Origin of the sequence: Bradyrhizobium vignae (genome assembly GCF_900324035.1) — a bacterium.
GTDB lineage: Bacteria > Pseudomonadota > Alphaproteobacteria > Rhizobiales > Xanthobacteraceae > Bradyrhizobium > Bradyrhizobium vignae.
In genome coordinates, this window is sequence record NZ_LS398110.1 from 8,104,042 (window position 1) to 8,125,824 (window position 21,783).

Consider the following 21,783-nt stretch of genomic DNA (forward strand, 5'->3'; position numbering starts at 1 on the left):
GTTCGCTTCCGCGAGCACGTAGCCTCGCCGCTTCAACAAGCAGAAAATCCAGCCGGAGAGAACGCCATGGCGCGCCTGAAATTCGGAGCCTTCCTTGCCCCGCATCACCCGATCGGCGAGCATCCGATGCTGCAGTTCCGGCGCGATCTCGACCTGGTCGAGCAGCTGGATGCGCTCGGCTATGACGAGTTCTGGTGCGGCGAGCATCATTCCTCCGGCTGGGAGATGATCGCATCGCCCGAGATGTTCCTGGCCGCCGCCGGCGAGCGCACGAAGCGGATCAAGCTCGGCACCGGCGTGGTGTCGCTGCCCTATCACCATCCCTTCAACGTCGCCCAGCGCATGGTGCAGCTCGACCACATGACCGGCGGCCGCGCCATCTTCGGCTCCGGTCCGGGCGCGCTGGCCTCCGATGCGCACACGCTCGGCATCGATCCGATGACCCAGCGCGACCGTCAGGACGAGGCGATCGGCATCATCCGCCGCCTCTTCAACGGCGAGCGCGTCACCGCCAAGAGCGACTGGTTCACGATGAACGATGCCGCGCTGCAGATCCTGCCCTTGCAGGAGGAGATGCCGTTCGTGGTGGCCTCGCAGATCTCGCCCTCCGGCATGACGCTGGCCGGCAAATACGGCATCGGCATCATCTCGCTGGGATCGATGACCACACAAGGCCTGATGTCGCTGCAGCAGCAGTGGCAGTTCGCCGAAGATGCCGCCAAGAAGCATGGCACAAAGGTCGACCGCGCCGACTGGCGCGTGCTGCTGACCTGGCATATCGCCGAAACGCGTGAACAAGCCCGCCGTGAGGCCGGCGCCGGCCTGATGCGCTGGCACAACGAATATAATGTCGGCACGCTGCAGCGGCCGGGGCTCACCGCGTTCTCTTCGCCCGATGAAGCCGTGGACAAGACCGCGTTCGTCGAGGGCGCCGCGTCCACGATCGGCACGCCCGACGATCTCGTCAAAACCATCAAGAACGTGATGCAGGTCTCCGGCGGCGTCGGCGCCATCATCGGCTTCGTGCACGACTGGGCCAATCCGGAAGCCACGCGCCGCAGCTGGGACATGGTGGCGCGCTACGTCGTGCCAGAGATCAACGGCTATATCGACGGTCTTCGCAAGTCGCAGAAATTCGTGATCGAGAACCGCGCGATCTTCGAGCGTGCGGGTCAGGCGGTGATGGCCAAGATCCTGGAGAACGAGAAGGCCGCCGAGGCGCTGAAGGTGACCGGCCCCGGCCGCGTCGCCATTCCCGCCGTCAACGCCCCGGACCTGCAGAAGGAAGCGGCAAAGCGGTAGGCAGCATGGCCGCCGGTTCGACAGAACGTCTTGGCGGCGTCGGAGCGAGCGCCTCGTCCATCGAGACGACCGCTTCCAGCAGTCTCCTCTATGCAGGCGAAATGCATCGCACGGCATTTCCTGGAGAATATCGAGGTGTCGCTCGCACCCGGCTACAAGCCGGACTGGCAGATGTGGCCGATCCCGAAGCCGCGGGATGGGTTGCGGGTGACGGTGAGGGCGGCGTGAGCTTGCGTGTCCCGGACGCGCAAAGCGCGAGCCGGGACCCAGAATCTTGCGACACGTTCGGCCTGGAGAGATGGCCCCCGGCTCTGCAGCGCATCGCTGAACTGGACGATGCTTCGCATCGCCAGGACAGCGCTGCGCCGCGTCCTGGGCACGAGAGCGCCCCCTACGCCTCCTGATCGAACGCCTTGCGCAGCGCCACATAGCCCTGCTGCTGCTGGCTCCAGTTGCGGCCGCCGGTCATGGCGCCGTCGACGACGAGGTCGTGGCCGTTGACGAAACTGGATTCGTCGCTGGCCAGGAACACCGCGGCATGGGCGATGTCATCGGGAAGGCCGGCGCGCGGGATCGGCTGCGCGGTCTTGTAGACCTCGCGCATCACTGCCGGCGTCTTCTCCGCGGCGTCGGTCGAGAGCCCCAGCGCCTTGCCGAAGATGCCGGTTGCGATCGCGCCGGGCGAGATCGAGTTGACGCGGACATTCGATTCACCGAGCTCCATCGCCACGCATTTGGTGAGATGGATCACCGCCGCCTTGGCCGCACTATAGACCATCGAGGACGAGAAGCCGGCGAGGCGGCCGGCGATGCTGCCATTGTTGATGATGCTGCCTGCCCCCTGCTTCCTCATGTAGGGAGCGGCGTGCTTCATGCCGAGCATGACGCTGCGGACCAGGGTCGCCATGGCCGCATCGAACCGCTCGACCTCAAGGCCCTCGATGCCGCCGGTCTGTGCCGGGCCGCCGGCATTGTTGAACAGGCAATCAATCCTGCCGAATTTCTCGACCGCGAGCGCGATCAGCGCCTGCATCTGCGCTTCGACCGTGACGTCGGTCTGGCGGAAGATGCAATTGGCCCCGAGCTGCCCCGCCAGCGCTTCGCCTTCCGGTACGCGCCGACCCGCGATCACAATTTTGGCACCTTCGGCAACGAAGACTTCCGCAGTGCGCAATCCGATCCCGCTCGTCGCCCCCGTAATCACCGCAACCTTGCCGTCCAGCCTGCCCATGGAATGTTCCTTTTTTCGAGCGATTTGATGCCAAATGGCGAATGTCGGCCGCCGCCCTCACCGCAGCGGCCACTATCCCTGCCCGCTTCCGCCAAGGCAAGCTATGCTCCTGCGGGCGGCATGCGTAACATCCTCACCGGCCGCTCGCTTTTCGAATGCCTATCACAACCGGGCTGCGTATGAGGAAGCTGATCGACGAGTTCCGCAAGGCCTGGCAGGGCGCCGCGCCGCCCTCGCTCGGCCTGAGCATCTCGTTTGCGGTGATCTGCCTGCTGGGCGCGACCCTCATCCGCTGGGGTCTCGCTCAGATTCGCCCCGACATCTACTTCACGCCGTACTTCCCCGCCGTGTTCTTTGCCGCTGCCCTGGGCGGATTTCGGATCGGCATCGTGACGGCGTTGGTCGGCGGCGTGCTCGGCGTCGTCCTGAATTTCGGCGACGCTATTGCCGATCGCGCGCGATTTGCGCTGCTCGCGCTTTACTGGGTCGTCTGCGCGATCACCATCTGGGGTGTCGAGCACTATCGCATCATGCTGGCGGACCAGCGCCGGATCTCCAAGCGCCTGATCGAGGAAGAAGATTATCGCAAGCTGCTGGTCGACGAGCTCCAGCACCGGCTGAAGAACAAGCTGTCGACAGTGCATGCCGTGCTGCACCAGGTGCTGCACGACCAGCCGCAGGTGTGGACCCGGATTGATCCCCGGCTGCGCTCGCTGGCCGCGACCGACGATCTGATCTCGCGGATCGACAAGGGGGGCTGCGATATCCGCGACCTCCTGATCTCCGAGCTCGGGCCCTATGGCCATGTCCGATTCACTCTCAATGGTGAGCGGCTGTTCCTGCCGCCGAAGCTCGCGGTCACGCTGTCATTGATGTTTCACGAGCTCGCGACCAATGCAGGCAAGTACGGCGCATTCTCCGCACCGCGCGGTCTGCTGCAGGTGTCTTGGACCATCAACGACGACCGCCTCACCATCACCTGGGACGAAACCGAGGGGCCGAGCGTGGACAAGGTGTCCGAGCCCGGCTTCGGCACCAAGCTGCTGAAATCGGCACTGTCGGCCTTCGATGGCAGGACCGAGATCTCGTATCTCAAGTCGGGGCTGCATTGCATCATGCAATGCCGCATCCCCAAGAGCGGCTAGCGGAGAGCAAGACTCGGTCGGATCACCTCTCGCCGGCGGGGAGACGTGACCCTCCGGCGCGCGCATCGATTCAAACAAGACTGATCGCGCATCCAAAGCGAAAGCGAGCCCGCGCACTGCGCGCGCGGTTTCGCATGCGTCGTTGACCCTCTGTTAATGACGATCGTCGGCGCGCGTCGCATCGTCGCAAGTTTTCTCCAAAACACCCCCGTATTTCTCCCGACCCCTTAACCAAACTTAAGAGGGAACCGCGCAAGATCGCGGCCATTGCAAAGGCGCGCTGAAACAACAAGATTCATGACTTCTATGAACGACAATAGATATTCCGGCGCGACTGAAGCCGAGCTCGGTTTTCTCAAGGAAATCGTTAGAATGCTGCCGGCCGGCCTCACCGTGCAGGACGCGCATGGCGAGCTTCTGCTGGTCAACGACGCAGCTGCTGCCCAGCTCGGCATGGACGGCAGCCGTCCCTCACCCGATCTGGCGCCGCGCCGCGAAGCCTGCCGCAAGGCGCTCAGCGCCGGCCAGCCGGTCGTCACCGAGGAAGCGCTTCACGACGGCGCGGCGCGCCAGGTGCTGCTCACGATCCATCGTCCCGTTCGGCTCGCCGGACGCGAGCTCCTGATCTCGGCGTCGTCCGACATCACCGAGCAGAAGAATTTCGAGGACCAGCTGTTCCGCTCCGCCTATTTCGACGAGCTGACCGGCCTGCCCTCGCGGCGCGTGATCGAGCATCGCGCCAACAGCCTGCTCGCGCGCGATCGCGGCGACGAGCGCTTTGCACTGGCCTTTCTCGACGTCGACAATTTCAAGCACATCAACGACTATTACGGTCACGCCGTGGGCGACGCGCTGCTGGTCGAGCTGTCGAAGCGGCTCGGGCGCGACCTGCGCGATTCGGACATGCTGTCGCGCATCTCCGGCGACGAATTCCTGCTGCTGCTCTCGCCGATCCAGAGCCAGGAGGAAGTCGCCGAATTCATGCAATCGACGCTGAAGCGGCTGACCGCGCCGTTCTTCATCGATCATTCGGAAGTCTTCGCCTCGACCTCGGTCGGCATCAGCCTCTATCCCGAGCATGGACGAAGCTTCGAGACGCTGCGGCAGAACGCCGACATCGCGATGTACCGCATCAAGAACAACGGCAAGGGACTGGCCGCCTTCTTCGACGCCAGCATGGAACGCGAGGCGCAGGCGCGGATGAAGGTCGAGCAGTCGCTGCGGCTCGCCATCCTGGAAAAGCGCTTCTGCTGCGCCTTCCAGTCCAAGGTCGACATCCGCACACAGGCCGTGAAGGGCATCGAGGCACTGGTACGCCTGCGCGACGACGAAGGCGTGATCCAGGCGCCGGGCTCGTTCATCAGCCTCGCCGGCGAGCTCGGCCTCATCGACGAGCTGACCCATCTCGTGCTCGCCGAGATCGTCAAATCGATCGACCTGATCAACGACACGTTCGGCGCGGAAGCGACCATCAGCATCAACGTCGCCGCCGAGCAGGCCGGCAATCCCGAGTTCATGCGCAGCTTTGCGCAGGCGCTGGACGACACCGGCTTTCCCCATCGCTTCATGATCGAGGTGACGGAAAATGCCTTCGTCGCCAAGAATCATTTTCAGGCCGAGATCCTGCCGATGTTCCGCAAACTCGGTGTCGGCATCTCCATCGACGATTTCGGCACCGGCTATTCCTCGCTTTCGGCGCTGGCCGACATCACGGCCGACGAGATCAAGATCGACCGCTCCTTCATCACCGACATCCATAAGCGCCCGCGCAGCCAGGGCATTCTGCGCGCGATCGAATCCTTGAGCGAAGCGCTCGGCATGACGGTGATCGCCGAAGGCCTCGAATCCTACGAGGAGCTGGCTTATCTGCAGGCCGCGACCAACATCCGCTTCGCGCAGGGCTATTACTTCTCGCGGCCGATCTTTCTGGAGGAGCTGAAGCTGGCAACGACCGTCTCCAGCGAGGCGCGGATCAGCGTGGCGAGCCGGCCGATGCAACAGAATCGCCAGGGCTATTCGCGGGCGAGCGGGTATCGGCGGTAGGGGCAGTGGCGGCGGCCCGAATTCTCCAATCAAATCCCCTTTGAAATTGCTGGTCTTTTGCTAATAAGCAGCCAGGCTTCCCGCGAGGTACGTCATGCCCGCCTCCTCCATCAGCGATCCCGCCTATCTCCGTGCGCGCGCGATGGAGACGCTGTTCGAGCGGCTGGAAAGGCTCTGCGAGGGCGCGATCGCGATCGACCGTGGCGGGCGCGTGGTCTACGTCAACGAGAAATACCTTGCCGCGCTCGGTCTCAACCATACGACCGAGGCGATCGGCCGGCCGATCGAGGAGGTCATCCCGAACAGCCTGATGCGGAAGGTGGCCGAGACCGGCGAGCCGATCCTGCTCGACATCATGGAGCTCGGCGGCGAGCAGCTCGTCGTCACCCGCATGCCGATCGAGGACGAGAACGGGAGGGTGATCGGCGCGATCGGCTTCGTGCTCTATGATCATCTCGAAAGCCTGAAGCCGCTGCTCGCCCGCGTCGCCCAGCTCGAGAGCGATCTGCGGCTGGCGCGCCGGCAATTGTCCAACCCCCGCGCGGCGCGCTTCACCTTCGCCGATTTCGTCGGCGCGACGCCGGCCATCGCCCGGGCCAAGGAGCTCGCAAGCCGAGCCGCGCGGCAGAACGTCACGGTTCTGCTCACAGGCGAGACCGGAACCGGAAAGGAGATGCTGGCGCAGGCCATCCACAATGCCTCCTCGCGCGCCGAGAAGCCGTTCGTCAGCGTCAACGTCGCCGCCATTCCCGACACGCTGATCGAGTCGGAGTTCTTCGGTGCGGCGCCGGGCGCCTATACCGGCGCCGACCGACGGGGACGCGAGGGCAAATTCCGCATTGCCGACGGCGGCACGCTGTTCCTCGACGAGATCGGCGAGATGCCGCTGCAGCTCCAGGCAAAACTCCTGCGGGTGCTCCAGGAGCGTGAGATCGAGCCGCTCGGCTCGGACAAGATCACCAGGGTCGACGTCCGCGTCATCGCCGCCACAAACGTGGACCTGCGCAAGCGCGTCAGCGACGGCGCATTTCGCGCCGACCTCTACTACCGTCTCAACGTGCTTTCGGTCGACCTGCCGCCGCTGCGCCACTGCCTCGACGATCTCCCCGACATCTGCGCCCGGCTGCTCGACGACATCAGCGCGTCCGGCGACTACGTCAAGGCGAAGATCACGCCGAGCGCGCTCGCCGCGCTCGCCCGTTACGATTGGCCGGGCAATGTCCGCGAGCTCCGCAACATCCTCGAGCGCGCGCTGATCCTCAGCGATTCCGGGCGGCTGACCGGCGAAGATGTCGCCCGCATCCTCCCGATCGGCACCGAGGCGAGGCTTGCACCGGCCGAGCGCCCGGCCGGAATGGTGGTGCCCTATGCCGAAGCCGAGGCCGAATTCGAGAAGCACACGCTCGAACAGGCGCTCGCCGCCAGCAACGGCCAGATCACCGAGGCCGCCAGGATGCTGCGGATCTCGCGCGCGACATTCTACAAGAAGCTCGCCAAGTTCGGCCTGGCCGCAGGCCCGGCCTCCGTCTGAATTTCGAGACTGGGCATGTCCGGAGTCTCGGATTCCTGACACGCGGCCTGGCCGCGCTTTCCTGATGCCTTCGCTGAATCTGCTGGGTTTTCAGCCATCTGCGCAAGCCTGCGGCAACTGGCGCGGAGCTTGCTCTTCGCTTTTGCACAATGACGCATGCTGCACATGCGCATTCGAAAACCAAGGGAGGACGCAAGATGAGCGAAGCGATCTCGGTCCATCAGCTTCAGGCGAAAAACCCGTCGCACGTCACGGTCGCCACCGCGAGCCTGATCGGCACGGCCATCGAGTGGTACGACTTTTTCCTCTACGGCACCGCCGCCGCGTTGATCTTCAACAAGCTGTTCTTTCCGACCTTCGACCCGATGATGGGAACCCTGCTGGCCTTCGCGACCTACGCGCTCGGCTTCGTCGCGCGCCCGCTCGGCGGCGTCGTGTTCGGGCACTACGGCGACAAGATCGGCCGCAAGACCATGCTCTATCTGACGCTGCTGATCATGGGCGCGGCGACCGCGGCGATCGGCTTTCTGCCGACCTACGAGACCGCCGGCATCTGGGCCGCGATCCTGCTGGTGACGTGCCGGCTGATCCAAGGCTTCGGCCTTGGCGGCGAATGGGGCGGCGCGGTGCTGATGGCGGTCGAGCATGCACCCTCAGACAAGAAAGGTTTCTACGGCAGCTGGCCGCAACTCGGGGCGCCGCTCGGCCTCGTGCTCGGCACGCTGGTGTTCTCCGTGGTATCGGCGATGCTGACTGACGCCCAGCTCTATGCCTGGGGCTGGCGTATCCCGTTTCTGTTCTCGATCGCGCTGGTGCTAGTCGGCCTGTGGATCCGCTTCACCATCGCGGAGTCGCCGGAGTTCCAGAAGGTCAAGGACACCAAGCAGGAAGTGAAGATGCCGATCCTCGAGGCGATCAGGATGTATCCCAAGAACATCCTGCTCGCGATGGGCGCGCGCTTCGCCGAGAACGGCTTCTTCTACATCTACGCGACATTCGTGCTCGCCTATGCCACGCAATCGCTCGGCATGAACAAGCAGGACATGCTCAACGGCGTGCTGATCGGCGCGGCGATCGAGACCGTCACCATCCCCGCCTTCGGCGCGCTCTCCGACCGGCTCGGGCGGCGGCCGATCTACATCTTCGGCGCGGTGTTCTCGGCGCTGATGTCGTTCCCGCTGTTCATGCTGCTCGCGACCAGGAACCCGCAATACGCCTGGATCGCGATCGTGCTGGGCCTTGCCGTCGGTCATGCCGCGATGTACGGGCCGCAAGCGAGCTTCCTGTCGGAGCTGTTCGGCACCAAGGTGCGCTATAGCGGCGTCTCGCTCGGCTACAACCTCGCCTCGATCTTCGCCGGCGCGCTGTCGCCGCTGATCGCGACGGGATTGATGACGGCCTATGCGCCGGCGACCTGGCCGATCTCGCTCTACATGATCGCGCTGGCGCTGATCACCGTGGTCTCGGTCTATTTCGCCACCGAAACGCGCAAGATAGCGCAGTCCTGAATGTCTTCATGTTGCCTCTTGTGTCGCGAGGAGCAACCTGTTCCGGGGCTGCTCTTCGCGATAAGATCAAGCATAACAAGGCATACGGTCCAGGGAGCGGGAGGAACGCCGTGAGCCACCATCCAGCCCTGCCTTATTTGCGCAATTCCGAGAAGGGCAAGGTCGTCTCGGCGACCGAAGCCGTCATGCTGATCCGCGACGGCGACACGGTGGCGACCGGCGGCTTCGTCGGCATCGGCTTTGCCGAGGAGCTCGCGATCGCGCTGGAGGAGCTCTATCTGTCGCAGGAGGGCGATGCGCCCTATACGCAGGGCAAACCGCGCAATCTGACGCTGGTCTATGCGGCTGGACAAGGCGACGGCAAGCAGCGCGGCCTCAACCATTTCGCGCATGAAGGGCTGGTCCGGCGCGTGATCGGCGGGCATTGGGGCCTTGCGCCGAAATTGCAGCAGCTCGCGATCGCGAACCAGATCGAGGCCTATAACCTGCCGCAGGGCGTGATCACGCATCTGTTCCGCGACATCGCCGCGCACCGGCCCGGCCACATCACCCGCGTTGGCATGGGCACCTTCGTCGATCCCCGGCACGGCGGCGGCAAGCTGAACGCGCGCACCACCGAGGACATGGTGGAGCTGATCACGCTGCGCGGCGAGGAGTGCCTGCTCTACAAGACGTTTCCGATTCAGGTCGGGATCATTCGCGCCACCACGGGCGATCCCGACGGCAATCTCACCATGGAGAAGGAGGCGCTGACGCTGGAAGCGCTCGCCATCGCCATGGCGGCGCACAATTCCGGCGGCATTGTCATCGCCCAGGTCGAGCGCGTCGCCGAGAGCGGCAGCCTCAATCCGCGCCAGGTCAAGATTCCCGGCATTCTCGTCGACTGCGTCGTGGTGGCGAAGCCCGAGAACCATTGGCAGACCTTCGGCACCCAATATAACCCGGCGTATTCGAGCGAGATCCGCGTCCGCGCCGCCTCTCTGCCGGTGATGCCGGTCAGCGAGCGCAAGATCATCGCCCGCCGCGCCGCCCTCGAGCTCAAGGCCAACAGCGTCGTCAATCTCGGCATCGGCATGCCCGAGGGCATCGCTTCGGTCGCCAATGAAGAGCGGATCATCGACCTCATCACGCTGACGGCGGAGCCGGGCGTGATCGGCGGCATCCCGGCGAGCGGCATCGATTTCGGCGCCGCGATCAACACGCAGGCGGTGATCGACCAGCCCTATCAGTTCGACTTCTATGACGGCGGCGGTCTGGATGCCGCTTTCCTCGGTCTTGCCCAGGTCGACCGCGCCGGCAATCTCAACGTCAGCAAGTTCGGACCGAAGCTCGCAGGTGCCGGCGGCTTCATCAACATCAGCCAGAACGCCAAGGAGGTCGTCTTCGTCGGCACGTTCGGTGCGGGCAAGCAGCGCATTGCGGTGAACGACGGCAAGCTCGTCATCCTCGACGAAGCCAAGTCGCGCAAGTTCGTGGACAGCGTCGAGCACGTCACCTTCAGCGGCCCGTTCGCCGCGGCGCGCAAGCAACGCACGCTGTACGTCACCGAGCGCTGCGTGTTCGAACTGCGGCCCGACGGGCTAGAGCTCACCGAAATCGCGCCCGGCATCGACATCGAGCGCGACATCCTGCGCCTGATGGATTTCAAGCCGCTGATCCCACGCGACCCGGCGCTGATGGACGCGCGCATCTTCGGCGAGGGTCTCATGGAGCTGCGCGAACGCCTGCTCACCATCCCGCTCGACCAGCGCTTCACACTGGACGAGCAGCAGGACCTGTTCTTCGTCAACCTCGAACGCTATCCGCTACGCAGCAAGGCCGAGATCGACACCATCGCCGCCATCGTCGAGGCCCGCCTGGCGCCGCTCGGGCGCCGCGTCTATGCCATCGTCAATTATGACAACTTCTCGATCCTGCCGGAGCTGATGGACGATTATTCGGCCATGGTCCGCAGCCTCGTCGACCGCTTCTATTCCGGCGTGTCGCGCTACACCACGTCGGGCTTCCTGCGCATCAAGCTTGGCGAAGCCCTGGAGAGGCGCGGCGTCGCGCCGCATATCTTCGAGAGCGCGGAGGAGGCGCAGTCGGACTGGCGCCAAGTCGAGGCCGGCGATTCGGGGACAGCGGGCCAAGCCCAAAAATGATGCATGCTCACGCGCCGGCGCGCTTCGCCGGAAGGTTTAATTGCAATGTTCGTAACGTTGTGCAAATCGCTGTTGCCGAGAAACTTTGAATCAGGAGGGACCATCGTGCGTCGATCACTCATCATAACAACAACCATTCTCGCGCTCGCCGCGGGCACTTCCGCACGGGCCGACGATCTCAAGATCGCGCTGATCTACGGCAAGACCGGTCCGCTCGAGGCTTACGCCAAGCAGACCGAGACCGGCCTGAAGATGGGATTTGAATACGCCACCAAGGGCACCATGACGCTCGACGGCCGCAAGATCGTCGTCATCACCAAGGACGATCAGGGCAAGCCGGACCTCGCCAAGGCCGCGCTCGCGGAGGCCTATCAGGACGACAAGGCCGACATCGCGATCGGCACGACCTCGTCGGCTGCGGCACTCGCCATTCTCCCCGTCGCTGAGGAAAACAAGAAGATCCTGATCGTCGAGCCCGCAGTCGCGGACCAGATTACTGGCGAGAAGTGGAATCGCTACATCTTCCGCACCGCACGCAATTCGTCACAGGACGCGATCTCGAACGCGGTCGCGATCGGCAAGCAGGGCGTCACCGTCGCGACGCTGGCGCAGGACTACGCCTTCGGCCGCGACGGCGTCGCCGCCTTCAAGGAGGCGCTGGCCAAGACCGGCGCGACGCTCGCCGCCGAGGAATATGCCCCGACCTCGACCACCGACTTCACCGCGGTCGGCCAGCGCCTGTTCGATGCGCTGAAGGACAAGCCGGGCCGCAAGGTGATCTGGGTGATCTGGGCCGGCGCCGGCAATCCGCTGGCAAAACTCCAGGACATGGACCCGAAGCGCTACGGCATCGAGCTCTCCACCGGCGGCAACATCCTGCCGGCGCTCGCCGCCTATAAGGGCCTGCCCGGCATGGAAGGCGCGACCTACTACTTCTATGAGATCCCGAAGAACCCGGTGAACGACTGGCTGGTCGCCGAGCACCAGAAGCGCTTCAACGCGCCGCCGGACTTCTTCACCGCCGGCGGTTTCGCCGCCGCGATGTCCGTCGTCGCCGCCGTCACCAAGGCAAAGTCGACCGACACCGAGAAGCTGATCACGGCGATGGAAGGCATGGAGTTCGACACGCCGAAAGGCAAGATGGTGTTCCGGAAAGAAGACCATCAGGCGCTGCAGAGCATGTATCACTTCAAGGTCAAGGTCGATCCGAACGTCGCCTGGGCCGTGCTCGAGCCGGTGCGCGAGCTGAAGATCGAGGACATGGACGTTCCGGTCAAGAACAAGCGGTGACCGCTTCACCTCTTCCATAGGGAGAGGTCGCACCGAAGGCGCGGGTGAGGGGTTCCGCTCTCTCGTGGGACCCGAGCCCTCTCACCCGATTTGCACTGGACGATGCTGCGCATCGCCAGGAGCCAATCGACCTCTCCCCTTCCGGGGAGAGGTGTCACAACCAGCCCGACACGCTTGAAACCCATGCCCCTGACCCTCGAAACCCGCGATCTCACCATACGCTTCGGCGGCCATGTCGCGGTCAACAATGTCTCCTGCACGTTTCGCCCGGGCGAGCTCACCGCCATCGTCGGGCCGAACGGCGCCGGCAAGACCACTTATTTCAATTTGATCTCGGGCCAGCTGCGCGCTTCGCACGGCAGCATCCTGTTCGACGGCGCCGACATCACCCAGCATTCCGCGCCGATGCGCACGCGCGCAGGCCTCGGGCGCGCCTTCCAGCTCACCAACCTATTCCCGAACCTCACCGTGGAAGAGAACGTCCGCCTCGCGGTGCAGGCGGCGAACGGCACCCATTACGACATGCTGCGGCCCTGGATGGTGCGCCGCGACCTGATCGCGCGCGCCGACGCCATCCTCGACCAGGTCGCCCTCGGCAATCGCTGCGGCGTCGCCGCGACCGCGCTGTCGCATGGCGACCAGCGCAAGCTGGAAGTGGCGTTGATGATCGCGCTGGAGCCAAAGGTCTTCATGTTCGACGAGCCGACCGCCGGCATGAGCATCGACGAGGTGCCTGTCGTCCTCAACCTCATCGCACAGCTCAAGCAGGACAAGAGCAAGATCATCCTGCTGGTCGAGCACAAGATGGACGTGGTGCGTTCGCTCGCCGACCGCATCATCGTGCTGCATAACGGACAACTCGTTGCCGACGGCCCGCCCGCCGAGGTGATCGCCTCGCCGATCGTGCAGGAAGCCTATCTGGGCGTTGCGCCAAAGAGTGCCGCATGACCGATCTCTTAAAACTCTCCGGCGTGCACACCCATATCGGGCGCTACCACATCCTTCAGGGCATCGATCTCGCCGTCCCGCAAGGGCAGGTCACGATGCTGCTCGGCCGCAACGGCGCGGGCAAGACCACGACGCTGCGCACCATCATGGGCCTGTGGCAGGCCTCGAAGGGCGAGATCACCCTCGCCGGGATGCGCATCGAGAGCCTTGCGACGCCCGACATCGCCCGGCTCGGCGTCGGCTACGTGCCCGAGAGCATGGCGGTGTTCTCCGATCTCACGGTCAAAGAAAACCTGGTGCTCGCGGCCCGCGACGGGCCCCTCGACGATGCCCAGCTCGACTGGATCTTCGGCTTCTTCCCCGCGCTGCGCCGGTTCTGGCTGTCACGGGCGGGAAGTCTCTCGGGCGGACAGAAGCAGATGCTGTCGATCGCGCGCGCCATCATCGAGCCGCGCAAGCTGCTCTTGATCGACGAGCCGACCAAGGGCCTCGCGCCCGCCATCGTGATGGCGCTGATCGAGTGCCTGAAGGAGATCAAGCGCAAGGGCGCGACGATCCTGCTGGTCGAGCAGAACTTCTTTGCCGCCCGCGAGCTCGGCGACAGCGTGCTGGTCATGGACAACGGCACCATCGTTCATCGCGGCGAGATGGCGGCGCTCGCCGCCGACGTGCCGCTGCAGGAGCGGCTGCTCGGCCTGAGCCTGGAGGCGCATCAGTGACAGACCTTGCCGCAACCGATCCGCTGCCGAAGCCGAAGCGCGATCTCGCGCCGGTCCTGCTGCCGATCGCCCTCGCGCTGCTGATGATCCCGCTGATCGGATCGACCAGCTCCTGGCTGACCTTGACCGCCGCGAGCCTTGCCATGGGCATGATGATCTTCATCATGGCTTCCGGCCTTACCCTCGTGTTCGGCCTGATGGACGTGCTCAATTTCGGCCACGGCGCCTTCATCGCCGTCGGGGCCTATGTCGCAACGCTGGTGCTGGCGCCGTTTGCGGCGTCAATTCAGGCGGATTCGCTCTGGGTGAACCTCGCGGTGCTGGCGCCGGCCGCGCTGCTGTCGATGGCAGTCTCCGGCGCGCTTGGCCTGGTCGTCGAGCGCGTGCTGATCCTGCCGGTATATGGCCAGCACCTGAAGCAGATCCTGATGACGACCGGCGGCCTGATCGTCGCCGAGCAGACGCTCTATGCGCTGTGGGGCCCGCAGATCATCCCGATGCCGCTGCCGGCCTCACTGCGCGGCTCCTTCATCCTCGGCGACGTCGCGGTCGCCAAATACCGCGTACTGGCCATGCTGATCGGGCTCGCCGTCTTCATCGCGATCCAGCTCGTGCTCAACCGCACCAAGCTCGGCCTCCTGATTCGTGCCGGTGTCGAGAACCGCGAGATGGTCGAGGCGCTCGGCTACCGCATCCGCCGGCTGTTCCTCGGCGTGTTCATGACGGGCTCGGCGCTGGCCGGCCTCGGGGGCGTGATGTGGGCGCTCTATCGCGAGCAGGTGCACGCCTCCATGAGCGACGACCTCACCGTGTTGATTTTCATCGTCGTCATCATCGGCGGCCTGGGATCGATCGGCGGCTGCTTCATCGGCGCGATCCTGGTCGCCATGGTTGCCAATTACGGCGGCTTCCTGGTGCCGAAACTCGCCCTCGTCTCCAACATCCTGCTGATGGTCGCCATTCTGATGTGGCGGCCGCGCGGCCTCTATGCGGTGACCAGCCGATGATGATTCTCTCAGGCGATCCGCCGCGCAGCCGCGTCCTCACGCTCCTTCTCGTCGTCATCATCCTGGCGCTGGCCGCGACGCCGTTCCTGTTTCCGGGCGCCAAGGCGCTGAACGTCGCGGCCAAGATCTGCGTCTTCGCCGCGCTGGTCGCCTCCTACGACCTGCTGCTCGGCTATACCGGCTCGGTGTCGTTCGCCCATACCATGTTCTACGGCATCGGCAGCTACGCCATTGCGATCGCCTTGTACGGAATGGGCCCGAACTGGGCCGCGGTCGCAACCGGAATCGTCACCGGCCTGCCGCTCGCAGCGCTGCTCGCGCTTGCCATCGGCCTGTTCTCGCTGCGGGTGGCCGCGATCTTCTTCGCCATGATCACGCTCGCGGTCGCCTCCGCCTTCCAGGTGCTGGCCTCGCAGCTGTCCTGGCTGACCGGCGGCGAGGACGGGCGCAGCTTTCAGCTGCCCGAATTGCTGCGCCCCGGCAGCGTGCTGATCTCGAAAAGCCTGTTCGGCTTCGAGATCAACGGCCGCATCCTGACCTACTACCTGGTGTTCGCGATCTCTGGCCTGATGATCCTCGCTTTGCTGCGCGTGGTGAACTCGCCGTTCGGGCGCGTGCTGCAGGCAATCCGCGAGAACCGGTTTCGCGCCGAGGCACTCGGCTTCCGCACCGTGTTCCACCTGACCTACGCCAACTGCCTCGCTGCGCTCGTCGCCGCCAGCGCCGGCATCTTGAACGCGCTGTGGCTGCGCTATGCCGGTCCCGACACCTCGCTCAGCTTCTCGATCATGCTGGACATCCTGCTGATGGTGGTGATCGGCGGCATGGGCACGATCTACGGCGCGATCATCGGCGCCACGATCTTCATCCTTGCCCAGAACTATCTGCAGTCGCTGATGGGTGTCGCCTCCAAGGCGGCGGGCGAAGCCGGCCTGCCGCTGCTGCCGGGGCTGTTGCATCCGGACCGCTGGCTGCTGTGGCTCGGGCTGCTGTTCATCGCCAGCGTCTACTTCTTTCCGACCGGCGTGGTCGGACGGCTGCGCAAGGCCGGCGGCGGCAAGAGTGCAGGCGGCCCGCACTAAGCCGGCATCAATGATGCAGAGCAGCGATTGCGCGCCGCGCAACCGCAACGAGAGATTCCCGCTTCGCGGCCTACGGACGCGACCACGCGGCCGAATTAATGCTTAGGTAACTGGTTTTCCTAAGGTTTGCGCCATTTCTGCAATGTATTCCTGTTCCAGCAGGGAGGGGGAATGCGCCAGGTTTTTTCCAAGGTTGCAGCCGGAATATCTCTAGCCGCGAGGAACGGCTGGGTGGTCTTGGCGCGGCGTGGTCCTGTGCTGTGGCTGACCCTGTGCGGCGTGTTGCTGGTCGCGGGCATTTTCATCGTCACGGCCGTGGCCGTCGGCGAATTTCGCGAGCGGGCCCTCGCCAACCGCGAACGCGAGCTGGAAAACACGGTGCAGCTGATCGCGCGGCACTTCGATCAGCAATTCCAGGATTCCGACAGCGTCGCCGCCGATGTGATCGAGCAGATGAACCTGCCTGAGATCACCTCGCCCGCAATGTTCCGCGAGCGCATTTCCGGACCTGCGACGAACCAGATGCTCCGCAGCAAGATCGGCTCCGTGTCCTATCTCGGTGACATCGCGATCTATGATGCCGACGGCGAACTGATCAACTGGTCGCGGATCCAGCCCCTGTCCAAGATCAACGTCTCCTCGCGCGCTTATTTCCAGACGTTCAAATCGGATCCAGCGGCCGAGCCGGTCATCCTGGAATCTGTCCGCAGCTTCATCATCGACCAATGGACCACGATCGTCGCGCGCCGGCTGACCGGCGCCGACGGCACCTTCCTCGGCGTGATGGTCCGGCGCATCGACCCGGACAGCTACCGGCAGTATTTCGCATCGGTCGCGCTTGCCGAGGGCACGGCGATCTCGCTGTTCGATCGCGAAGGCAAGATGCTGGCGCGCTATCCGCACGTCGAAGAATTGATCGGACGGAGCTTCAAGGACGCCCCGCTGATGCAGAGGGTGCTGACCAGGGGCGGTCAGCAGACGCTTCGCGTCAAGAGCCCGATCGACGGCGAGGACCGGCTCGGCTCGGCCGCGTCCCTGAATCATTTTCCCCTGATCATCGTTGCGACCAATACGATGTCGGCTGCGCTCGCGGACTGGCGGCAGCAGACCGGCTTCCTGGTCGCAACGGCAGGCTTCTCGGCAGCCGTGATCGCGCTGATCCTCTATCTCATCATTCGGCAGATCAACCGGCAGAACCGCGAGGCCAAGGAGCGAATCGAATTGGAGCGGCAGCGGCTGGATACCGCCCTCAACAACATGTCGCAGGGGCTGATCCTGTACGATGCCGCCGGATATATCGTCATTTGCAATCGCCGCTACGCCGATATGTTCGGTCTGTCCCACGACGTCATCAAGCCCGGCTGTCACATTCGCGAGGTGATGTACCATCGCAAGGAGCGCGGCGCATTCGACGGCAACGTCGCGGAATTTTGCGCGGACGTCATGCGGACCGTCGCCGAAGGTACCGTCTCCACGAGAACTCATCAGCTGACCAATGGCCGCGCTTTCCACGTCATCAACACCCCTCTCGCGCAGGGCGGATGGGTCGCCACGATCGAAGACATCACCGAGCGCCGCGACCTGGAACAGGAGCGCGATCGCAACCACACCTTCCTGCGCGAGATCATCGATCACATTCCGTCGCAGATCACGGTAAAGGACGCTCAAACGCGGCAATATCTGCTGGTCAATCGCATCGCCGAGGAAGTCTTCAACGAAACGGGCGAGACGATCGTCGGCAAGACCGCCACCGATATTCTCCCGGCACCGGAGGCCGTCATCGTCAAGCGCGATGATGACGCCTTGCTGCAATCGCCCGATCAGCTGTTGGTCAAGGAACAAAGTTGGCCGAGGCGGACGGGTGGCCAGCGACATACCATCTCGAAGCGTATCGGCATTCGCGACAAGGCGGGCAAGCCGCGTTACATCATCAACGTGATCGAAGACGTCACCGAACGGCGGCGCGATCACGAAAAGATCGCGCATATGGCGCATTACGATGCGCTGACCGACCTGCCGAACCGGACCCTGTTCCGCGAGCAGATCGAACGCGAGCTGGCGAAAGTCGCCGATGGCTGCCAGTTCGCGCTACTCTACATCGACGTCGACGAATTCAAGGGCATCAACGATTCGCTCGGCCATCATGTCGGCGACGAGCTGTTGAAAGCGATCGCGGGCCGTCTCCGCGGCTGCCTCAAGCAGGGCGACCTGATCGCGCGGCTCGGCGGCGACGAGTTCGCGGTGATCCAGACCGGGATCGCATCGTCCGCCGACGTACTGTCCTTCGTGACGCGGATCTACCAGGCGATTCGGCAGCCCTATCATTGTCTCGGCCATCAGCTCTCGACCGACGCCAGCATCGGGATCGCGCTGGCGCCGCAGGACGGCGCCGATCTCGATCAGTTGATCAAGAACGCCGATCTCGCGATGTACGGCGCCAAGGCCGAGGGACGCCGCACCCACCGCTTCTTCGAGCCGGCAATGGATGCGAGCGCCAAGGCGCGCCTGAGCATGGAGCTGGATCTGCGGCAGGCTCTGATGAATGGCGGCTTCGAGATTCACTATCAGCCGCTGGTCGACCTGCGCACCAATGAAGTGTCGGGCTGCGAGGCGCTGCTGCGCTGGCGGCATCCCGAGCGCGGCATGGTGTCGCCAGCGGAGTTCATTCCGATCGCCGAGGACACCGGCCTGATCACCGAGCTCGGCGACTGGGTGCTGCGCATGGCCTGCAACGAGGCCGCGACCTGGCCGGCGCATGTGCGTGTCGCGGTCAACGTGTCGCCGGTGCAGCTCAAATGCGACACGCTGGCACTGCGGATTGCGGGCGCGCTCGCCGCGTCCGGGCTGGACCCGCGCCGGCTCGAACTCGAGATCACCGAGGCGGTGCTGATCCGCGACGACGAGGCGGCGCTCTCGATCCTGCATCAGCTCCGCTCGATCGGCGTGCGCATCGCACTCGACGATTTCGGTACCGGCTATTCCTCGCTGAGCTATCTGAAGCGCTTCCCGTTCGACAAGATCAAGATCGACCGCTGCTTCGTCGCCGACATCGCCGAGACGAGCGGCGCGCCCGTGATCGTGCAGGCGGTGGTGAACATCGCGGCCGTCAGCAACATGACCACGGTCGCCGAGGGCGTCGAGACCGAAGCACAGCGCGACATGCTGCGCGCGCTCGGCTGCACGCAGATGCAGGGCTATCTGTTCAGCGCGCCGAAGCCCGCCAGCGAAGTGCGAAGGCTGTTCGGTCCCGGCGATGGCTTGCCCGGGACCTTGCCCGTGGCGGCGGTGGCGTGATGGCGAAGCCGCGCAAAAACGTCGATCTCGCGGATTCCTACGCGGTGCGGCTGATGCAGCACCTGGTGGTGCCGACCTTCGTGATCGATCCGAAGCGCCGTGTCGTGATCTGGAACAGGGCCTGCGAGCGGCTGACCGGCGTCGACGCTTCCGAGGTGATCGGCACCAATAGGCACTGGCAGGCCTTCTACGAAACCAGGCGGCCATGCCTTGCCGACCTCGTCGCGCTCGACCGTCCCGAACAGCTGCCGGAGTACTATTCGGAATATGCCGCGCGCGGCCACAACGGCCTCGGCTTTTCCGCAGAGAACTGGTGCGTGATGCCGAAGCTCGGCAACCAGCTCTATCTCGCCATCGACGCCGGCCCGATTCACGACGAGGCCGGCAACCTGATCGCGGTGGTGGAGACGCTGCGCGATCTCACCGACCAGAAGCGCGCCGAGATGTCGCTGAAGGAGCTCGCCACCAAGGACGGGCTGACCGGCCTGTCGAACCGCCCCGCCTTCGACCAGATGCTGATGAGCGAGTGGGCCCGCGCCCAGCGCACGCAGAAGCCGCTGGCGCTGCTGTTCGTCGACGTCGACCATTTCAAGCTGTTCAACGACCGCCACGGCCACCAGAGCGGCGACGAGTGCCTTCGCGCGGTCGCAGCTGTCGTCAACCGGCATGCCGTGCGCCCCCTCGACCTCGCCAGCCGCTATGGCGGCGAGGAGTTCGCGCTGATCCTGCCGGACATGGACTGCGACGCCGCCTGCACCGTGGCCGAGGAGATCCGCAGCGCCGTCATGGCCTTGCAGATCGCCCATGGCGCCACGGGCGCCGGCGACCACGTCAGCCTCAGCGTCGGCGTGGCAAGCCTGATTCCCGGTGGCGCGGGTGGCGGCCCCGACCGGCTGCTGGGCGCGGCCGACGAGGCGCTCTATGTCGCCAAACGGCTCGGCCGCAACCGCGTCATCTGTGCCGAAAGGGTGCTTGCCGAATTCGCGCGAGCCGATCGCGGCTCGCACCGACTTCCAGCCGTCGCAAGTCGCCGGTCGCGCCGGTGCTGAAGTTCAGCCCATTGAAGGTTCTATTGCGTTCGGGTTCGCCAACGGGTGATGTTGCGCCGAAGCAACATGCAGATTTTCTTCACGAGAAGTCGCAATTTCTCGGGCGCTCATTTGAATATAGATAAGTCATTGCCTGGAGCTGTATTCGCTTTGATGTTTCCCTGCCCATTGCCCAGTGCCCTCGCCTGCTCGGCCGCCCCCGGCTCAGCCATCGAGACCAGCCGCTGATGTCCAAGGAAGCTGGTTCGTTTCGCGGACGTGTCCACCGCGGAACGCAGCAAATTGGTGGCACCTGCATCGAACTCGAGGCCGCGGGCGAGAGAATCCTGCTCGACCTTGGACTTCCGCTCGACGCCGACGGCGCGTCCGACGATCTTCTCCCGTCCGTGGCCGGGCTTCGCGGCGACGATCCGACCCTGCGTGCGATCGTCCTGTCGCACGGACACGGCGACCATTGGGGTTTGCTCCCCCTGTGCAGCCCCAATGTCCCCCTGGCCATGGGCGCTGCAACCGCTCGCATCATGCGCGCGGCAGCTCCTTTCGTGCCCAACGGCTTCGTGCCAGGCGTTTCATTCGAGCTGGCCGATCGCAAGACTTTGCAGATCGGCCCCTTCAGCATCACGCCCTATCTGGTCGATCATTCGGCCTATGATGCCTATGCGCTGCTGATCCACGCCGCCGGCCGGCGTCTGTTCTATAGCGGCGACATCCGCGCGCATGGTCGCAAGAGCGGCCTGTTCGAGCGATTGGTGAGCGATCCGCCCCGCGGCGTCGATACGATGCTGATGGAGGGATCGAGCCTCGGCCGTCTTGACGAACGGACACAATTTCCGACGGAAGACGCCATCGAAGCGAGATTGACCGAGAGCCTCAGGCCGCCGGGCTTCGTCATCATCTCCGCCTCGGCGCAGAACATCGATCGCATCGTCAGCCTCTATCGCGCCTGCAAGCGCAGCGACCGGACGCTGCTGCTGGACCTCTACGCGATGGAGATATTGCGGGCCACCGGCAACGAGCGCCTGCCGAGCGTCGGCTGGCCCAACCTGTCGGTCTACGTGCCGGAATATCAGCGGCGACAGATCGCACGGAACAGGCGCTTCGACCTGCTCGAGCCGTACAAATCCGCGCGAATCTACCGCGAGCGCATCACCGAGATCGCCGATCGCACAGTGATGTTGTTTCGCCCGGCAATGGCCCCCGACGTGGAGACCGCAAATCTCTGGGCCGGCGCCAGGGCGATCTGGTCACAATGGGACGGATACCTGAAGGATGGTCCTGGAGCCAGGCTGAAGGCGGATCTCGCAACACGCGGCGTACCCATTGAGATCATCCATACCTCGGGCCACGCCAGCATCCTGGATCTCAAGCGGCTCTCGAGCGCAATACGACCGGACAAGCTGGTGCCCGTTCACACATTCGAAGGCGACAGCTTTTTCAAATATTTTGACAACGTCACGCGACGCAGCGATGGCGAATGGTGGGAGGTATGA

At 64.5% G+C, this 21,783-nt stretch carries 15 protein-coding genes and 1 pseudogene; 15 read left to right on the forward strand and 1 reads right to left on the reverse strand.

Going from position 1 to position 21,783, the window contains the following annotated elements; all coding sequences use genetic code 11:
• Window positions 1–66: 66 nt before the first annotated feature.
• Both BRAD3257_RS38935 and BRAD3257_RS38940 read left to right on the forward strand, forming a co-directional pair.
• Complete coding sequence (locus BRAD3257_RS38935; protein ID WP_122406255.1) at window positions 67–1,302, forward strand: LLM class flavin-dependent oxidoreductase; 1,236 nt, start codon at window positions 67–69, stop codon at window positions 1,300–1,302.
• Between the two features lie 90 nt (window positions 1,303–1,392).
• A pseudogene (locus tag BRAD3257_RS38940) lies at window positions 1,393–1,530 on the forward strand (hypothetical protein); the annotation flags it as partial.
• Between the two features lie 163 nt (window positions 1,531–1,693).
• Here the strand turns inward: BRAD3257_RS38940 and BRAD3257_RS38945 are convergent.
• Window positions 1,694–2,533 carry an SDR family NAD(P)-dependent oxidoreductase gene (locus BRAD3257_RS38945; RefSeq protein ID WP_122406257.1) on the reverse strand — a complete coding sequence of 280 codons (840 nt, stop codon included), beginning with the start codon at window positions 2,531–2,533 and terminating at the stop codon, window positions 1,694–1,696.
• Window positions 2,534–2,712: 179 nt separating this feature from the next.
• On the opposite strand from BRAD3257_RS38945, the gene BRAD3257_RS38950 reads away from it, so the two are divergent.
• The 13 genes from BRAD3257_RS38950 (at window position 2,713) to BRAD3257_RS39010 (ending at window position 21,783) form a co-directional block, all read left to right on the forward strand.
• Window positions 2,713–3,678 (forward strand): sensor histidine kinase, encoded by a 966-nt coding sequence (locus tag BRAD3257_RS38950; RefSeq protein WP_122406258.1) that lies wholly within the window; start codon window positions 2,713–2,715, stop codon window positions 3,676–3,678.
• A gap of 306 nt (window positions 3,679–3,984) precedes the next feature.
• Window positions 3,985–5,721, forward strand: a complete 1,737-nt coding sequence (locus tag BRAD3257_RS38955) for a putative bifunctional diguanylate cyclase/phosphodiesterase (protein ID WP_162500527.1) — start codon at window positions 3,985–3,987, stop codon at window positions 5,719–5,721.
• Between the two features lie 94 nt (window positions 5,722–5,815).
• Window positions 5,816–7,252: a sigma-54 interaction domain-containing protein gene (locus BRAD3257_RS38960; protein ID WP_122406260.1), complete on the forward strand. Its 1,437-nt coding sequence runs from the start codon at window positions 5,816–5,818 to the stop codon at window positions 7,250–7,252.
• Between the two features lie 197 nt (window positions 7,253–7,449).
• Window positions 7,450–8,760 (forward strand): MFS transporter, encoded by a 1,311-nt coding sequence (locus tag BRAD3257_RS38965; RefSeq protein ID WP_122407000.1) that lies wholly within the window; start codon window positions 7,450–7,452, stop codon window positions 8,758–8,760.
• Between the two features lie 110 nt (window positions 8,761–8,870).
• Window positions 8,871–10,904, forward strand: a complete 2,034-nt coding sequence (locus tag BRAD3257_RS38970) for an acyl CoA:acetate/3-ketoacid CoA transferase (protein WP_122406261.1) — start codon at window positions 8,871–8,873, stop codon at window positions 10,902–10,904.
• 105 nt (window positions 10,905–11,009) lie between these two features.
• Window positions 11,010–12,194, forward strand: coding sequence for a substrate-binding domain-containing protein (locus BRAD3257_RS38975; RefSeq protein ID WP_162500528.1), 1,185 nt, complete (start codon window positions 11,010–11,012; stop codon window positions 12,192–12,194).
• Window positions 12,195–12,377: 183 nt separating this feature from the next.
• A complete protein-coding gene (locus tag BRAD3257_RS38980) occupies window positions 12,378–13,142 on the forward strand; it encodes an ABC transporter ATP-binding protein (RefSeq protein ID WP_122406263.1) in 765 nt (254 codons plus the stop codon).
• Window positions 13,139–13,861, forward strand: coding sequence for an ABC transporter ATP-binding protein (locus tag BRAD3257_RS38985; RefSeq protein ID WP_122406264.1), 723 nt, complete (start codon window positions 13,139–13,141; stop codon window positions 13,859–13,861). The genes BRAD3257_RS38980 and BRAD3257_RS38985 overlap by 4 nt, the downstream gene beginning before the upstream one ends.
• Window positions 13,858–14,868 carry a branched-chain amino acid ABC transporter permease gene (locus tag BRAD3257_RS38990; protein ID WP_122406265.1) on the forward strand — a complete coding sequence of 337 codons (1,011 nt, stop codon included), beginning with the start codon at window positions 13,858–13,860 and terminating at the stop codon, window positions 14,866–14,868. Before BRAD3257_RS38985 ends, BRAD3257_RS38990 begins: the two co-directional genes overlap by 4 nt.
• Window positions 14,865–15,950 carry a branched-chain amino acid ABC transporter permease gene (locus tag BRAD3257_RS38995; RefSeq protein WP_174221619.1) on the forward strand — a complete coding sequence of 362 codons (1,086 nt, stop codon included), beginning with the start codon at window positions 14,865–14,867 and terminating at the stop codon, window positions 15,948–15,950. The genes BRAD3257_RS38990 and BRAD3257_RS38995 overlap by 4 nt, the downstream gene beginning before the upstream one ends.
• Window positions 15,951–16,121: 171 nt before the next feature.
• Window positions 16,122–19,244, forward strand: coding sequence for an EAL domain-containing protein (locus tag BRAD3257_RS39000; protein WP_162500529.1), 3,123 nt, complete (start codon window positions 16,122–16,124; stop codon window positions 19,242–19,244).
• Window positions 19,244–20,293: a sensor domain-containing diguanylate cyclase gene (locus BRAD3257_RS39005; RefSeq protein WP_122406267.1), complete on the forward strand. Its 1,050-nt coding sequence runs from the start codon at window positions 19,244–19,246 to the stop codon at window positions 20,291–20,293. The genes BRAD3257_RS39000 and BRAD3257_RS39005 overlap by 1 nt, the downstream gene beginning before the upstream one ends.
• Before the next feature lie 326 nt (window positions 20,294–20,619).
• Window positions 20,620–21,783, forward strand: coding sequence for an MBL fold metallo-hydrolase (locus tag BRAD3257_RS39010; protein ID WP_244608062.1), 1,164 nt, complete (start codon window positions 20,620–20,622; stop codon window positions 21,781–21,783).

Bases quoted from the DNA above. Each gene is read 5' to 3' on its own strand.
- BRAD3257_RS38935 (WP_122406255.1), top strand. From the start codon at position 67: ATGGCGCGCCTGAAATTCGGAGCCTTCCTTGCCCCGCATCACCCGATC.
- BRAD3257_RS38945 (WP_122406257.1), bottom strand. From the start codon at position 2,533: ATGGGCAGGCTGGACGGCAAGGTTGCGGTGATTACGGGGGCGACGAGC.
- BRAD3257_RS38950 (WP_122406258.1), top strand. From the start codon at position 2,713: ATGAGGAAGCTGATCGACGAGTTCCGCAAGGCCTGGCAGGGCGCCGCG.
- BRAD3257_RS38955 (WP_162500527.1), top strand. From the start codon at position 3,985: ATGAACGACAATAGATATTCCGGCGCGACTGAAGCCGAGCTCGGTTTT.
- BRAD3257_RS38960 (WP_122406260.1), top strand. From the start codon at position 5,816: ATGCCCGCCTCCTCCATCAGCGATCCCGCCTATCTCCGTGCGCGCGCG.
- BRAD3257_RS38965 (WP_122407000.1), top strand. From the start codon at position 7,450: ATGAGCGAAGCGATCTCGGTCCATCAGCTTCAGGCGAAAAACCCGTCG.
- BRAD3257_RS38980 (WP_122406263.1), top strand. From the start codon at position 12,378: ATGCCCCTGACCCTCGAAACCCGCGATCTCACCATACGCTTCGGCGGC.
- BRAD3257_RS38985 (WP_122406264.1), top strand. From the start codon at position 13,139: ATGACCGATCTCTTAAAACTCTCCGGCGTGCACACCCATATCGGGCGC.
- BRAD3257_RS38995 (WP_174221619.1), top strand. From the start codon at position 14,865: ATGATGATTCTCTCAGGCGATCCGCCGCGCAGCCGCGTCCTCACGCTC.
- BRAD3257_RS39000 (WP_162500529.1), top strand. From the start codon at position 16,122: ATGCGCCAGGTTTTTTCCAAGGTTGCAGCCGGAATATCTCTAGCCGCG.
- BRAD3257_RS39005 (WP_122406267.1), top strand. From the start codon at position 19,244: ATGGCGAAGCCGCGCAAAAACGTCGATCTCGCGGATTCCTACGCGGTG.